Source organism: Lactococcus sp. NH2-7C, assembly GCF_029953655.1.
GTDB classification, from domain to species: Bacteria; Bacillota; Bacilli; order Lactobacillales; family Streptococcaceae; genus Lactococcus; species Lactococcus lactis.
Window position 1 is genome coordinate 447,177 of sequence record NZ_CP124538.1, and the last position, 16,748, is coordinate 463,924.

The following is a 16,748-nucleotide window of genomic DNA, read 5'->3' on the forward strand; positions in this document are numbered from 1 at the left end:
ATCAATCATTTGCAAGAGAATCTATTTCAATACAACCTTAAAGATAAGCTAATCAATTTTCTTTCCGACGTTTCACTTCGGTAAGAGTAAATACTCCAAGTAAGGTTCCCAATCCAAGGGCCAGTGCTTCTGCACTATTTAAATCATCATCTCCTGTTTTTGGTAACGTCGCATCACCTGGATTAATGCTAACAGGATTTCCAAGCGTCATCACTGTAGAATTTTGTGTATGTTTAGAAGTGGCTCCACTGATATTTTGACCCGAGGTTGTTCCATCTGGATAAATGATTTCTCCATTTGGAAGATGAATGGTGCCATCTGGGTCAACAACTGTTCCATCAGGCACAGTAAATGTTCCTTTTGGAGTTGTCACTGTACCACCTCCTGGTAGAGTAATACTTCCTCCAGGTCCTACTTGAACTGGATCTTTACCATTTGGCGTTACTGTAACCTCATCGCCTGTATTTGGCTTACCATCATTGCCAGGCAAAGTAATTTTTCCTCCTGGGTCAACAACACTGGCACCAGGTAGATGAATCGTACCATCTGGATCTACTACTGTGCCTCCAGGAACTGTGATTGTTCCTCCGGGAGTAGTAACTGTACCACCTCCTGGTAAAGTAATACTTCCTCCAGGTCCTACTTGAACTGGATCTTTACCATTTGGCGTTACTGTAACCTCATCACCTGTATTTGGCTTACCATCATTGCCAGGCAAAGTAATTTTTCCTCCTGGGTTAACAACACTACCACCAGGTAGATGAATCGTACCGTCTGGATCTACTACTGTGCCTCCAGGAACATTATATGTGCCATCAGGGGTCTTGACTGTACCACCTCCATCAGGAAGCGTCACACTTCCATCTGCACCTGGTTGAAGTGGCTTTTTACCGTTTGAAATTACAGTTACATCATCAGGAGTTCCAAGTTTACCATCTTGCCCTGGCAAAGTAACACTACTGTTATCAGCTGGGTTTGTTGGGTTTGTTGGACTTTCTCCATTTCCTGGGGCTGTTGTAATTCCTTTAGCAATTGCTTTAGCTTTATCGGCATCATCTTTGGCTTTTGAGGCCGCACTGGAAGCAATTGAAGCCATAGATTTTGCATCATCTGCTAAACTACTAGCTACGTTTGAGGCTGATGAAGCTTGATTAGCATAGCTTTCTGCTGCTGAGTTATTTCCAGCCGCAGCGGCTGAACTGGCTTGTTGAGCATAAGAATTTGCTGCATCTGCTGCCGAATGAGCCCCTGTTGCATCAGAAGATGCTTTCACTGCTGCACTGGAAGCAATTGATTTCTCAATCTGAGCATCACTGTTAAGCGAAGCAATTGAACTGTTGTCTGAGAATTGACTTGCTAATGAGTTAGTTGTATCAGCTGCTTTACTTGCATTATCTGCTGAGTTACTTGCTTGTTGAGCATAATCATCTGCTTGTCCATCTGAAACCCCTGCACCAACTGCATAGTCAGAAGCTTTGTCTTTGGGATTAGTTACATTATTTGCTGCATTGTTTGCTTCAGAAGTTGCAAGTGAACCTGCTGTAGCAGCATCACTTTTGGCTTGTGAAGCTGCACTGCTTGCAATAGAAGCTTGTGATTTTGCATCATCTGCTAAACTTTGTACTGCATTTGATGCTGATGAAGCTTGATTGTTTAAAGTATTTGCTAAGCTTTCATTTCCAGCGGCAGCTGCTGAACTTGCACCACTTGCATAACTTGTTGCTTCGGAATCTTTATTACTTGCTTCTTTAGCATCTGATGAAGCTTTATCTGCTGCACTTGAAGAAATCGAATTCTGGGTTTGTGCATCACTATTAAGAGAAGCTATTGAGCTGTTATCTGAAAATTGGTTTGCTAATGAATCAGTTGTATTCGCTGCTTTACTCGCTTCTTTAGCTGAGTTACTTGCTTCGCTTGCATAAGAATCTGCACGGCCACTATCGATTTGTGCACCTTTAGCTGTATCAGAAGCTTGACTTGCAGCCGATGAACCTGTCGTAGTGCTTGAGGTTGGATTTGTGGTAGCGCCTGAACTTGATCCACTATCCGTACTTGAGGTTGGATTCGTTGTAGCTCCTGAACTTGATCCACTATCCGTACTTGAGGTTGGATTTGTGGTAGTGCCTGAACTTGATCCTCCACTTGTGCTTGAGGTTGGATTCGTTGTAGCTCCTGAACTTGATCCACTATCCGTACTTGAGGTTGGATTTGTGGTAGTGCCTGAACTTGATCCTCCACTTGTGCTTGAGGTTGGATTCGTTGTAGCTCCTGAGCTTGATCCACTATCCGTACTTGAGGTTGGATTTGTGGTAGTGCCTGAACTTGATCCACTATCCGTACTTGAGGTTGGATTCGTTGTAGCTCCTGAACTTGATCCACTATCCGTACTTGAGGTTGGATTTGTGGTAGCGCCTGAACTTGATCCTCCACTTGTGCTGGAGGTTGGATTCGTTGTAGCTCCTGAACTTGATCCACTATCCGTACTTGAGGTTGGATTTGTGGTAGTGCCTGAACTTGATCCTCCACTTGTGCTTGAGGTTGGATTCGTTGTAGCTCCTGAGCTTGATCCACTATCCGTACTTGAGGTTGGATTTGTGGTAGTGCCTGAACTTGATCCACTATCCGTACTTGAGGTTGGATTTGTGGTAGCTCCTGAGCTTGATCCACTATCCGTACCAGCATTTGATGAAGCAACATAGCTAGAGGCTTCTGATGCATTAGATGAAGCTTGACTTGCTGCATCACTAGCTGCTTGGGCTTCACTCAATGCTTGGGTGGCAAGACTAGATGCTGCTGTGGAGTCCTCTACAACCTCTGAGCGATAATTTTCAAAATTAGGATCACTATTAATAGCAGCAACACCCGCTTGATTTGCTTCTGAACTAGCTTTATCAACCAAAGATTGTGCTTGACTTGCATGAATACTTGCTTGACTTGCCAATGAACTTGCTGTGCTTGCTGCTGTTGATGCATCTGAAGCATAACTTTGGACAGTAGTATCATCTGGATATTGATTAGCAAGAGAATTTGCGGCTGAAGATGTCATCGAAGCAGCATCTGAAACATCAGTCGCAATACTTGTTGCTGATGATGCTGTACTTTGTGTAACATCCCAACGAGGTGAGACATAAAGACCATTTCCTGAACTACCAGTCAGAGGGTCACCAACAGTAAATGTAGAAGTTAAATATGCATTTGCATAGTTAGTTAAATCAAGTCCCGAGAAGGTAAAGAGGTTTTCAATAGATTCACCATCTTTATTAACATTGATAGATACATTGATGGTGGAAATCGCTTTACCATCGGCATACAAGGTAGCCGTTCCTTCTTGAGTAGAGTTTGGCATATCCGCACCCCAAACATCAAGAACAGAATAGATGGTTTGATTTGAACCGGCTGGAAGGATTTCTCCTTGTTCATAAGCAAGTGTATAACCGTAAGAACCAGTAAATTCTTGACCAGTTGAAGGATCTGTTGATTCGTAGGTAAAAGTAATTGGACTTCCAGCTGCATCAACTGTTGCTGAACTTGCAGTTCCCGCTACTAGTCCATAACCTGAAATTGTAGGGGCAGAAACTGTTTCGCCGGCATATTTATCATAGGTGTATGAACCGATTGTGGTACCGTCAGCTGTTACCGCATTAATGCCCCCTTGAATATCATTTGTATTTACTTGATAAACAATTGATGTGTATTGGGTTTGTCCCGGTGCTGCTGATACCCCTTGAACTGCTCCAAGTGCATTTGCTGAGATGACCGTTGTTTCTGGAATAAAAGTATTATCAAGTTGACGATCGGTTGTCGCAGCAGATTGACCCTCATAATAATAATTCGGAGTTTTCAGATTTTCTAAGATTTGGTCTGTTGGGTCATTAAAGGTCAAGCCAACCGCAACAGTTGCAAGTCCAGTTGCTGAATATCCAGAACTCGTCAAGATTTTTTGTACGGCTGAAGACATAGCAACAGACATCGCACTAGAAGCTCCTGACAAGATTCCGTTAGATTGTGTCACCACATTCATGGCCGACGTATCCGCTGCTACAGAACCGGTTGCGTTATTCGCAGTATTTAACATATTTTGGAAAATGGTATTAATATTTCCTTGAGCCGTTGCAATATAACTTCCGGCAACGGACGCCGTATTTGTACTCGTTGACAAACCGTATAAGTCAAGCGCACCTGATAATGCCAAATATTTTGCGTAAGCAAGATTGACCCCTAGATTTGACTGCAAGTCACCTGATGCGATTGCATTAGAAACTGCTCCAGACAAATTGATTGGCATTAAGCCCGCAATATTTGATGAAGATAAAGCTGCTGCAGATACTTTCGTAGAAGCTTGACTAGCTTGAGCCGTTGAAACAGCAATAGGGAGTGTAGAAACAGTATTAGCTGCTAATGTTGCTTGGCTGATCAAATTTGACATGATATTCGCAATATTTTGGCTAACTGCTGTTGTGTATGAAATCCCGTCAGCATTAATGGTTAATGTACCATCCGTATTCATTGTTACGGGTGCCAAGATAGATTGCGTATAGATGCCATTTGTCCCTTTAACTACGGCTTTAGCATTTGTCGCTAAGCCATCTAAAGTTGTTTGAGCTGCATTTACAGTTTGTTGATAAGAAAGTAAAGCATTAATTAATGCAGACAAAGGTTGTTGTGCTTGGGTTGCGGCTTGAGCAATTGAATCTCCAAGTACTGCGGTTGTAGCTTGAGTAATATCTTGCCAATTGGAAAGGCCTAGAATATCCGAAACTTGCCATGAACCAAAAGTAGGACCTGTGATAGGGATTCCCACACTCACAACATAATCCATCAAAGCGTTCAGTTGGTAGGTTTGGAGATCTTCAGAGTAGATATTATAAAGCGCACCATTTTTATATACCGTCACTTGAGTGGTTCCTGTTCCACCTGCGACTGGTGTGACATTTCCATTGATATCAAGATTAAATGTTGTTGCATTATTTACTGCACCTAACAATGAATAAGTTGGTGTACCAATCAAAGCGGCGGTTGCTTGAGATGCTGCAACAGTTGCTGCTGAATTCATCAATTGATTAGCTTGCGAAGCATTTAATTGAGTAATCAGTTGTTGAGTATTAGTCGTATCTATTAAAAGATTTGAAGCTCCAACCATTTTAAGCATATTATTTTCTGCTTGTTGAGTGGTATAGAGTTGTAAGGCAAGACTTAATAATGTAGAGTTAGTTGCAGTTGCTAAAGAGTCAACAGCCACTGCTGCGGCTGCATAAGAAGCCACTCCAGAGCTAAAAGCTGTGTTCACCAAGGAAGTTGCTGCTGAATTTCCAGTAAATTGAACAGAAACTATGGCTTGAGAGTCTTGGGTAGTTTGGTAGTTTCCGTAAGTTGTCGTTAAGGCATTGTTTGAACCCAATGATGCCATAGTTTGATTATTTGCTACTACCGCTGAAGATAATGCAAGCACATTTCCTAATTCAAGAAATTCAAGGGTAGACCCTGTTTGAGCTGAGATTAGTGCTGAAAGACTTGTTAAACTTGTATTATTATTAAGGACGGCTGTTGACGCTGTGGCTGCAGCTGCGGAAGCAATATCATAAATTGATTGAGCAGTTTGCTGAATTGTAGCCAAGCTCGAAACAATCGTACTATAAGAATTTGCAATATTAGCATAAGATGCAGCTAAGCTTGTATTTGATTGTGCTTTATATGATGATGCAATTATTGAATAAGAAGTTGCTAATGAATTTTGCATCGCAATTCCAGCACTTGCTGAAGCCGCTACAACGGATGCTGAGGAGGCTATCATATTTTCGGTATCGAAAGTGAGATTAGCTGTTGAAGCATTCGAAGCAAAAGCTGAGGCATTGGCAAAATCATCTGCTTGTGACTTTTGAAAGTCATTAAATGAAGCAACTGAGGAAGCAATTGCGGTTCCAGAGTTATTCGCTGCAATAGAATCTGTGATTGAAGTGGCAATCGAGATATATGCCGATTGAGCTTCGTCAAGTAGAACAGATTCTGAATGAATAATCACAATATAAGAATTTGCAATGCTATTAAAAGTTGATTGGGCTGCTGAAGCTGAATTCAATAATGCTGTTGCTGAAGTTGCGACCGAGGTAGCTGATGAAACTGTGGAACTCATCGCCTTCATTGTTGCATTGGCTGAAGAATAGGCATTTGAAGCCTGAACATAAGCTCCTGAAGCATTTATTGCTGCTGTACTATAAGAATTTGCTATTAGTCCGTAGGAACTTGCGAGTGCAGCATAGGAAATATTATTAGGATCCGCATCAGCAGCTGCTTGAGCAGTTTTACCTGTGTTAGCACCCGTCACAAGGTCTGTAGGATTTGGAATGTAAACCCCAGCAACAATGGTTCCTCCTGCAGCTTTGTAAGCTGAATCATAAGCGCTTTGGGCATAGGATGAAGCAACACTTGACGTATAACTTGATGCTAAACTTTCCCAAATGTAATTACTCGTTGTCGCAAGATTAGCTGCCGATTGACCTGCAGCTACTTGAGAATTGAAGGTACTCGTTGCAGAGGAAGTATAACTTGTCAATCCAGCAGAATTGGCCCCGATTGCTGCTACTGAAAAGGCCGATTGTTTATTCATTTCAGATGAATTTGAAATGGCATTTGAAGAGGCAACCGATGCTGTTGAGTTTGCTGAGGAAACAACTGAACTTGCCGAGGAAATCATTGTTGTTGCATTTGATGCAGCAATTGCATAAGAACCCGCGGATGACATATTTTGTAGTGCAAGCAGTGAACTTGCTGTATAGCTGGCTTGGATAGATGTAAGAGTTGCGCTCAATAGAGAATAAGCAGAGCTGTAGGTTAATAAATTATCAGTTGTCGCTACTGCTGAAACTAGCGCAAAAGCTGAAGAAACATTGCTAGCTAAAGATGATAATACGGTCGTTGCACCATCAGAAATTAATACTGCTGTCTCTGAGTAGTATGCAGATTCGAGAGAAGCATTTGACTTACGAAGTGCATCAATCATTGAATTATTAGCTGCTACTGAGGAAGCGGTAATCGTATTTGCTGTTGAAGTTGCTGTAAAATTGCCTGATGAGGGTTGCCCACTTGTCAGTTTTGTGTATGTCCCACCAGCAAGTTGAGCTGTTGCTCCTCCTGCAGAAGACTGTCCTGAATCCGTTCCAGGTGTAGTGATTGTAACAGCAGCCACAGAATAACCAGCTTGTGTTTGGTCAGTTGATGGCGAAATTGTCCAAGAATAAGAACCATCAGAAAGCGTTGAACCTGAGTTTGATACTGACTGGGTCGCTTTGATGTCTACCGTTGTTTGTGAAGCTGCACCAGAACCCGCTGTTACTGCTCCGTTTGAATTCAAGTTTGTTGAAGAAGTTGTATTAATAGTTCCTCCACTTGAAGCTGTAGATGAACTATTGATACCAATCGTTGTTGCGCCACCAGTACCGTTCGTGTTTTGCGAGTTACTTACTTCTGGTGCACCAATTGGATTTCCAGAATTATTATCTTGTTTAAGTACTGCACTTGAAGAATTTACCTGTGCGTCAGTATAACTACTCGGATTTGCAGAAGATTTTGCAGCTGTATTAGCTGAATTTGCTACAGAAGCATTATCAGCTCCAGCTGTAGCATTTGATCCAAGTCCACCTGTTGCAGTATTATCCGCCCCAGTTGTTTTACCTGTTGAAGTTGACAGGACTTGGTCAGCAAAAACGCCATGGGACGAGGATGCAATTGCTCCGCCTGAAACTACTAAAGCAAGAATAGACGAGGCATAAAGCCATTGTTTTCCTGATTTCCAAGTTCTGAAATTTTCATGAATCTGTGCATTTTCAGGAATTTTGAATTGATTATTTTTCATCAGTTCTCCTTTGTTTGTTATCATCGTTTGAACGTTAATAACTAATTATTATGACTAGTGAATATTCCGACAATTTGAGATGTTATAAGTGTCAAGCTAAAATATATGAAACCTATTGACTCTTTTTAAACTTTACCTGGGAAAGCCTCTAATAGTAACATTACTTCTCCTCATTCTTCAACCCTTTCTTTTTATTTTGACTCAGTCCAACCTTTTATTTAGTCCCCTGTTTTCACAACGTTTACTATCATTTTCGAGCGGAAATGAATCCCTTTTCAGAAATATTAACAAATTCCTTTTGATAAATTATACAACTTTCTTTCTTTTATTTCAATATGTTTCTTTTAATTTTTTTATTTTAAATAAAAATAATCAAAGTATTTCTTAGAATACATATAGATTTATAATGGTTTGCTCGAGATAGCTTTAATCTATAGTATTTTTTATACTTCTAAGCTTTGTTTTTTATTACAATTGTATTACTCGCTCGAAGTAATGTATAAAAAAAAGCCTCATCATATCATGAGGCTTTTTTTTATAAATTAGTACCATTTGAAGCAATTACTTCTTTATACCAATCAAATGATTTTTTCTTAGAACGTTTTTTTGTTCCATTACCTTCATCATCTAGGTCAACATAGATAAATCCATAACGCTTACTCATTTCTCCTGTAGATGCTGAGACTAAGTCAATACAACCCCAAGGCGTATAACCCATTAGGTCTACACCGTCTTCAACTGCTTCGTTCATTGATTGGATGTGTTTTTTGAGATAATCAATACGATAATCATCTTGTATCGTTCCATCCTCTTCCACTTTATCAATTGCTCCTAAGCCATTTTCGACAATGAAGAGTGGAACTTGATAGCGACCATATAAATCATTGAGGGCATAGCGAAGTCCATCAGGGTCAACTGCCCAACCCCATTCACTTTCTTTTAGGAAAGGATTTTTAACGCCTCCAAGAACCATATTTCCTGAAGCTTGAACCCCTTCTCCTGTTTTTGATTCTACAGTCGACATATAATAACTAAATCCTATATAGTCAACTGTTCCCTCCTTTATAATTTCAAGATCTTCTTCAGAAATTTCTAATGCCTGTGCGTCTACATCATACTTACGATGAAGTCTATTCGTAAATGCGGGATAGGCTCCTCGAACTTGGACATCATTACAGAAATAATTAAATTCTTGAATGCTTTCTTGTGTTGCTAATTGATTTACTGGGTTTGCATCAAACGAGTAAGTTGTCGAATAAATGCTCATACAACCAATTTGTAAATTTTTATTCAAATCATGACCGAATTTAACTGCTTGAGCACTTGCGACAAATTGATTATGCCAAGCTTTAAAGACATTTGTTTTATCATTTCCACCATTTGAAGGAACAAGACCTTGGCTTAAGGCAGAAAAGAAAGTTGCTGAATTGATTTCATTAAAAGTCATCCAATATTTTACTTTGTCTTGATAACGCTCTAATAAAACTTTTGCAAAACGGACGTAAAATTTGATAAGTTCACGATTTTTCCATCCTCCATATGTTTTAGCCAAATTAAGTGGCATTTCATAGTGAGAAATTGTAACCACTGGTTCAATTCCATATTTCAAACACTCATCAATCAGTTGATCATAAAAAAGCAAACCTTTTTCATTTGGAGTTGTTTCATCTCCCATTGGGAAAATTCTTGACCAAGCTACCGAAAAACGGTAAGCTTTAAATCCCATTTCTGCAAATAATGCAATGTCTTCTTTAAAATGGTGGAAATGATCAATTCCTTCATGATTTGGATAGGTAAAGTGTTCAGTATCAATCGTCCAATCAAATTCAGGACTTGCAAGAATTGCTAATCTTTCTTTACCTCCTGGCATTGCATCTGCTACTGAGAGCCCTTTACCATCTACATCATAAGCACCCTCTAATTGATTTGCTGCCGTTGCTCCACCCCATAAAAAGTCTGTTTTAAATGTCATTTTATAATTTTCCTATCTAATTTTTAAAGTTTTTTATCAATGTTATTTTAAACTGGATTTGCCACTAATTCAGTTGATTGTGCATTAACTGCAGTTAGTAGCACTTCATTTTGATGAATCGTCGATTGATTTGTAACTAGAATGTCCATATAATCCTGAGTATTTGTTACAATGATCGGAACTTGAGTACTGTATCCCGCATTTTGAATACGCTCAATATCAAACTTGAGGAGTAAGTCACCTTTTTTTACACTCTGTCCTTGTTTTACAAAGGTTTCAAAGTATTTTCCTTCAAGTTGGACGGTATCTATTCCGATATGAATGAGAAGTTCAGTTCCCTCGTTTGAAATTAAACCTACTGCATGTTTAGTTGGGAACAAAATCATAACCATTCCATCAAATGGTGCACGAACCTCACCAAGCGTTGGCTCAATCGCTGCACCTTTACCCATTACTCCTGCAGAAAAGGCTGCATCTTTAACTTGTGATAGTGGAATAACCTTTCCTTCAAGAGGGCTTCCAATTGTTTCTTTATTCGTTTTTTGTTTATTAAATTTTTTGTCAGGACTTGGATTTTCGATAACATCATCTTCAAATCCCACAAGATAGGTCACTATAAAGCCAGCTATAACTGCTACAGCTGATACAATCATCATTTTAATCGCGCCTGAAACTTCACCTGTAAGGGTAATATTAGATGTAAAACTGAAGACTCCCAAAGCTCCCATTGTGTAGGCTTTAATTCCTAAGGCCATGGCAACAGCTGATAAAATTCCACTTACGATACATGAAACCCAAAATGGACGCTTCTTAGGGAGGGTAATTCCGTAAATTGCTGGTTCTGTAACACCAAACCAACCAGAAATAAAGGCTGGTATTGCTAATTCACGAAGTCGTTTATCTTTTGTTTTTAACATGACTGCTCCAACAGCTCCAGTTTGCGCAAATGATGCAACACTTGCGGCAATTAAAAGCGCGGTTGGTTCTCCTTTTGCTAATGCGATAATTGCAAATGGAACAATTGCCCAATGTAGTCCAAACATTACTAAGACTTGCCAAGCAAATCCTAGCACTAGACCAAAGATAATAGGATTAAATCCTTGTAATGCTAATAAACCTTTACCTAAAGCATCTGAAGCAAGATTCATTACTGGCCCAATAACTAGGAAGCCTAGAGGAATTGAGATGATTGCCGTAAAGAATGGTGTTAAGAAAAGCTTTACTACATCAGGAATAATTTTCTTTAACTGGTGTTCTAAAAATGCTGCAAATGCTGTAATGGCAATAATTGGCATTACAGAAGACCCATAGCCGGCTGTTGGTACTGAAAAAGGAATTCCAAAGAGGCTTAGTCCACCACTTTCTGCAAATGTTTTTGCAACTGTTCCATCTACGAAGCCTGGGTAAACAAGTGCTGCGGCAATCATCATTCCAACAAATGGTGAGCCATTAAATTTTTTCATTGAAGTATAACCAATGAAAATTGGAAGGAAAAGGAATAGTCCATCACCCATCGCATTAAAAACAGCATAGGTTGCAGACGCTTGAAAACTTTGTCCCAAGGCAAAGGATAAAATTGCATTAACCCCTTTAATCATACCCGCTGCTGCTAATGGAGCTAAAATTGGTTGGAAAATTCCTGAAATCAATTCTACAAACTGATCAAAAAGATTTCCTTTTTGTGCAGAGTCTGCTGGTGAGGTATCAAGTACCCCAAGGACAGCATCTACATCTGCACGTACTTCTGGTACATGATTCCCAATAACAACTTGGTATTGGCCACCAGATTGCATGACTGTAACTACACCATCCATCTTTTTCAGGACATCGGTATTTGCTTTTTTCTCATCTCTGAGTTTAAAACGTAACCGTGTAATACAGTTAATCACTGAGATGACATTTTCTTTGCCACCTACATTTGCTACAATGTCTTTTGCAAGAGCTTCATATTTGCCCATTACAAACCTCCAAAATATTATATTTTTTAGAGGTTTCGCCAACTTAATGTCACGATCCAATTGTTACCATAGTTGATGATGACTAAAGTCATCTTAAAAATTAATCTTGTATTTTCTCTAAAATACGTGCTAGATGGACAGTCATATATATTTGTTCATTTTGAGAAACTTCGTATGACCTTGTCTGTTTAAGAAACTCACTAACTTTCTTTGTTCCTATATATGCCCTTGGGTATTTTCTGGTTATTAGAAGGAATAAATCTTCATCGGTGCTTTCATCACTTTTTGTATTAGAAAGTATTCTTTCGGTGAAAAATTTAAGGTGAGTAATGAACCTTTGAAAATAAATATCTTGCTCATTAAAGTTTACTTGTAAAGTATACTTTAGAGTTGTTAATATTTCTTCCATTAATTTTGTTAATTCCGTTGCATATTCATGACCACTTCCCAGGGTTCCATTAACAATGTGCATGGCTAGAAAACCTGCTTCATCTTCTGGAAGTGAGATATTAAGTTTTTCTTGAACTTTTTGAAGTGTTTCAAGACAAAGTGCAAATTCTTCTGGAAAAAATCTCTTAATATCCCACAAAAGAAAATTTTTAATAGTTATATTGTCTTTTTCACGAATAATTGCTGCATTCAAATGGTCAGCGAAAGCTACAAGTACGGTATCGGAAATTGTTTTATCAAATTTTGTTTTTGCTTTTGCTAAAGTTAATATCGAAAGTTCTACGATTCCGCTTGGAATTTCCGAAAGTAATTCTGAAAAATTCTGTTGCTCAGAAGTTACTTTCAATGCAAAAATTTTTTCAATTTTTTCATCTTCAACAACTTCTCCTGCTTTTTTCCCAAATCCTAAGCCTAACCCCATAAGAATGGTTTCTTCATTATCATTTTGAGCAATGACTACATTATTGTTCAGAACTTTTTTGATTTTCACATTCTTCTCCATTTCACAAAAATAGACCTTATCCCCCTATAATTATAGGTTTGATAAGGTCTAGCTTAACTTAATAATCACTATCCAATTTTTGTAACCGTTTTATTTAATAAAAGTATACCATTTGTAAAGTGGACTGTCAAGGATATATCGTTATATTAATTTTTCAATTATTTTAAAAATTGATTGCTTTTTCAATAAATTTCATAACATCATTCTCTTTGCCTTCATATAAATCACGAACTATTTTCGAGCCGACGATTACTCCCGAAGAAACTTTGTTAAATCGTTCAACATCTGCTAAAGTTGAAATTCCAAATCCTGTCAAAACAGGAATATCGGTTAATGAAGACAATGCTTCTAAATGTTGGTCAAGTTGGTTACTATAAGCATTTTCTTTTCCGGTTACTCCATTGATTGCAACAGCATAGATAAATCCTTCGGCATCAGCTACAAGTTCTTTTTGACGTGAAAGGGGTGTAGTTAATGAAACCAGAGGAACTAGGCTGATATCTTTATCATTGATGAATGGTTTAATATAGTCCTCATGCTCTTTAGGTAAATCAGGAATGATAAGGCCTTTAACTGGTGTTTCTTCAAGAGCTGCAACAAATTTTTCAATTCCAAACTGATAAACGGGATTGAAATAGGTCATAATTACTAGAGGAACTTTTGTATCAATTGTTTTTAAGGTTTGAAGAATACTTGAAAGTGATACATTTCTTGCTAAAGCACGCAAACCTGCTCGTTCGATGACTGGGCCATCAGCAACTGGATCTGAAAATGGAACGCCAATTTCAATAGCGGAACTCCCAGCTTGTTCAAGAAGTTGAATAGTTTCTTTAAGACCTTCTAAGCCTTTTTCATGGTCACCAGCCATGATATAAGGGACAAAATTATTTTTTTTATTGCTTAAAGTCATTTGTAAAGTTTTCATTTTTTCACCTCTTTTTCTGCTTCAAGTCGTTCTTTTACTTGAACCACATCTTTATCTCCACGTCCTGAAAGACAAACAATCATTGATTTATCTGGTCCTAATTCTTTTGCTAATTTGACTGCATAGGCAATAGCATGAGAACTTTCTAGTGCTGGAATAATTCCTTCAGTTCTAGATAAGATTTTAAAACCTTCAAGTGCTTCTTCATCTGTAATATCAACATATTTTGCTCGTCCAACAGCATTGAAATAAGAGTGTTCTGGCCCAATTCCTGGATAGTCTAAACCGGCTGAAATACTAAAGGCTTCTAAGATTTGACCATTTTCATCTTGAAGAACATCCATGAGTGTTCCGTGAAGAACACCGGGGCGGCCTTTAGTAATTGTCGCCGCATGATGTGGTGTATCAATCCCAAGACCAGCAGCTTCAACACCATACATGGCAACTGATTCATCATTAACGAAGGGATAAAAAAGTCCCATTGAATTTGAACCTCCACCGACACAAGCTACTAAAGCATCTGGAAGTTTATTTTCTTTTTCTAAAAATTGGACACGCGCTTCTTGTCCAATAACGGCTTGATAATCACGCACAATTTGTGGAAATGGATGTGGTCCAAGAACTGAGCCCATTACATAATGCGTATCTTCAACTTGAGCAACCCATGCTCTAAGTGCTGCATTAACTGCATCTTTGAGTACACGCGAACCATCAGTTACTGAATGAACTTTTGCCCCGAGTAACTCCATGCGAAAGACATTGAGAGATTGTCTTTTGACATCTTCTTCCCCCATATAAATCGTACATTCCATACCAAAGAGTGCTGCAGCTGTTGCGGTTGCGACACCATGTTGGCCTGCTCCTGTTTCAGCAATGACTTTATTTTTTCCCATTTTTTTGGCAAGGAAGACTTGTCCGAGGGCATTGTTAATTTTATGTGCTCCTGTATGGTTTAGATCTTCTCTTTTAAGATAAATTTTTGCTCCGCCCGCATATTCTGTTAAGCGTTTTGCATAATAGAGTGGATTTTCTCGTCCAACATAGTCTTTAAGTAATTCTTTAAGTTCTGCTTGAAATAGAGGGTCTTTTTTACTATCTTCATAGGCTTCTTCTAATTGTTTTACTGCTGTCATTAAGGTTTCAGGTACGAATTGACCTCCGAATTCGCCGTAAAATCCTTTGTTGTTGGGTTGGTTGTAGGTCATATTGTTGCTCCTTTTTATATAAGTTTCATGGTGAATCTCATTTAATATTTGCGTCATTTTCTTCAAAAAGTAATTTATTTAAAATCTTCTTATCTTTAGTTTTTTTAGCTCGCCATCTATCTATCACTGCCGCTTGGTAAATTTGAATATTTTGCTTTAAAGTAGGGAGAAAAAATTCTTGATGTAACTCAGATCTGGAATTGATTTTAGGAATATCATTATAGTCAACCCCGGCATAGTTTTTAAGGGTCTCCACACTTGCAAAACCAACATGAATGCTAGCCTTTTCAAATTTATGCTCATGTAAATCAATAAGATGATAACCTAATTCTTCCATTAAACTTGTTAATTGCTCAAAATTTTCAAAATCAGACGTTTTGAGTTGAATATCAATGTCATCAGGATTTGTTGGAAAATTGATTATTTGTTCGACTGCTAAACTTCCCATTAAATAAGGGATAATCTTATTTTCATTTAGCTTTTTTGTGATTCTTAAAAACTCTGTAAATAATTGCTTTGATGAGGCAAAGCTTGCATTTTGAACAAAGTTTTTTATCTTTTTAAGGTTTTTAATTCCGTCAGTTTCTACTCCAGAAGAAACATCCACACCATAAGTATCTGGAAAATGTTGGATAGCAGTTGCTACATTTTCTGCATTAAGTCCGCCAGCGATGAAAAATTTATTTTTCAGACCGCTGGTCACCAAAGATTCCCAATCAAATGCTTGACCACTTCCAGCTTGTGGACTATCAAATAATAAAATTACATCTTCGTACTCATTAAATTCTTCGTCTGGCCTTATTGCTTTAATAACCGGAATATCTAGCTGATTAATGTAATTCATATCTTCATTTCCGTGAAGCTGAACGAGATCGAGTTGGGCAATTTGAATGGCTTTTTTTACAAAATCAATAGGCTCATCAACAAAAACTCCTACTTTTTTGACTGTTTTTGGGACATCGTTTGTGATTTGAAGAATTTTTTCTGGTGTAACTTGGCGTTTTGAGGGACTAAGAATAAAACCGAGATGTGTTGCACCAGCTTCTACTGCTGTATCAACAGCTTCTTTTGTAGATAAACCACAGATTTTAATTTTCATTCATTTTCCTCTTGACTTTTAAATCTTTCAAAGATTTTTTGAGATTTTCTGATTGCATGAGTGCTGTTCCAACCAATATTCCATTGAAATCTTCGGAAACTTTTTGGGCCTCATTCGCGCTAAAAATGCCAGATTCGGAAATATAGACATTGTCTTCTTTAAAGTAGGGAATCAAATCTAATGAGTTCTGCAAGCTTACTTCAAAGGTTTTTAAATTACGGTTATTGACTCCAATAATTTTAGCACCAAGCTGATGAGCAATCTCAAGTTCTGCTTTATTATGCGTTTCAACAAGAACTTCAAGTCCTAGCGAAAGTGCGTAGTTGTAGAGGTTTTGTAGTTTTATATATTCATTTTCAAAAACTGCGACAATGAGTAAAATAACTGTTGCTCCTGCATTAACTGCCCTATTGATTTGTTTTTTATCAATGATAAAATCCTTGTTTAGGGTGGGAATTTGGACATTTTCTGAAATTTCTCGGAGATATTCAATATTCCCTTTAAAAAATACAGGGTCAGTTAATACGGAAATCATAGCAGCACCAGCTTGTTCGTAATTTTTAGCTTGGTCAACAATATCTACTTCCAAATTAATATTACCTAGACTGGGCGAAGCTTTTTTGACTTCGGCAATCACTTGAAGTTTGTCAGAATGTTTTTTTAAGTAGTTATAAAAATTGTAGGTTTGACGAACTTTTCCTACTTGTTCTTCTGTCATTTTAGCAATTTCAAGTCTTTTTTCTACTAAGATTGTTTCTAGAAATTTTCCTTTTTTTATATTCATATTT

At 38.1% G+C, this 16,748-nt stretch carries 8 protein-coding genes; all 8 read right to left on the reverse strand.

Features of this window, described 5'->3' with window-relative positions:
* Window positions 1-52: 52 nt before the first annotated feature.
* The gene (locus QJV49_RS02205) at window positions 53-7,849 is read right to left on the reverse strand and encodes a KxYKxGKxW signal peptide domain-containing protein (protein WP_281449156.1); all 7,797 of its coding nucleotides are present in this window, start codon (window positions 7,847-7,849) and stop codon (window positions 53-55) included.
* Window positions 7,850-8,384: 535 nt separating this feature from the next.
* On the reverse strand, window positions 8,385-9,821 hold the full coding sequence (locus QJV49_RS02210; protein ID WP_225512690.1) for a glycoside hydrolase family 1 protein: 1,437 nt from the start codon (window positions 9,819-9,821) through the stop codon (window positions 8,385-8,387).
* Between the two features lie 47 nt (window positions 9,822-9,868).
* Window positions 9,869-11,779, reverse strand: coding sequence for a beta-glucoside-specific PTS transporter subunit IIABC (locus tag QJV49_RS02215; protein ID WP_225512691.1), 1,911 nt, complete (start codon window positions 11,777-11,779; stop codon window positions 9,869-9,871).
* A gap of 100 nt (window positions 11,780-11,879) precedes the next feature.
* Window positions 11,880-12,719: a BglG family transcription antiterminator LicT gene (gene licT, locus QJV49_RS02220; protein ID WP_225512692.1), complete on the reverse strand. Its 840-nt coding sequence runs from the start codon at window positions 12,717-12,719 to the stop codon at window positions 11,880-11,882.
* A 175-nt stretch (window positions 12,720-12,894) separates the two neighbouring features.
* Window positions 12,895-13,656, reverse strand: coding sequence for a tryptophan synthase subunit alpha (gene trpA, locus QJV49_RS02225; RefSeq protein ID WP_225512693.1), 762 nt, complete (start codon window positions 13,654-13,656; stop codon window positions 12,895-12,897).
* A complete protein-coding gene (trpB, locus tag QJV49_RS02230; protein WP_225512694.1) occupies window positions 13,653-14,861 on the reverse strand; it encodes a tryptophan synthase subunit beta in 1,209 nt (402 codons plus the stop codon). Before trpB ends, trpA begins: the two co-directional genes overlap by 4 nt.
* 37 nt (window positions 14,862-14,898) lie before the next feature.
* Window positions 14,899-15,960, reverse strand: coding sequence for a phosphoribosylanthranilate isomerase (locus QJV49_RS02235; protein WP_225512695.1), 1,062 nt, complete (start codon window positions 15,958-15,960; stop codon window positions 14,899-14,901).
* Complete coding sequence (gene trpC / locus QJV49_RS02240; protein ID WP_225512696.1) at window positions 15,950-16,744, reverse strand: indole-3-glycerol phosphate synthase TrpC; 795 nt, start codon at window positions 16,742-16,744, stop codon at window positions 15,950-15,952. The genes QJV49_RS02235 and trpC overlap by 11 nt, the downstream gene beginning before the upstream one ends.
* Window positions 16,745-16,748 lie beyond the last annotated feature (4 nt).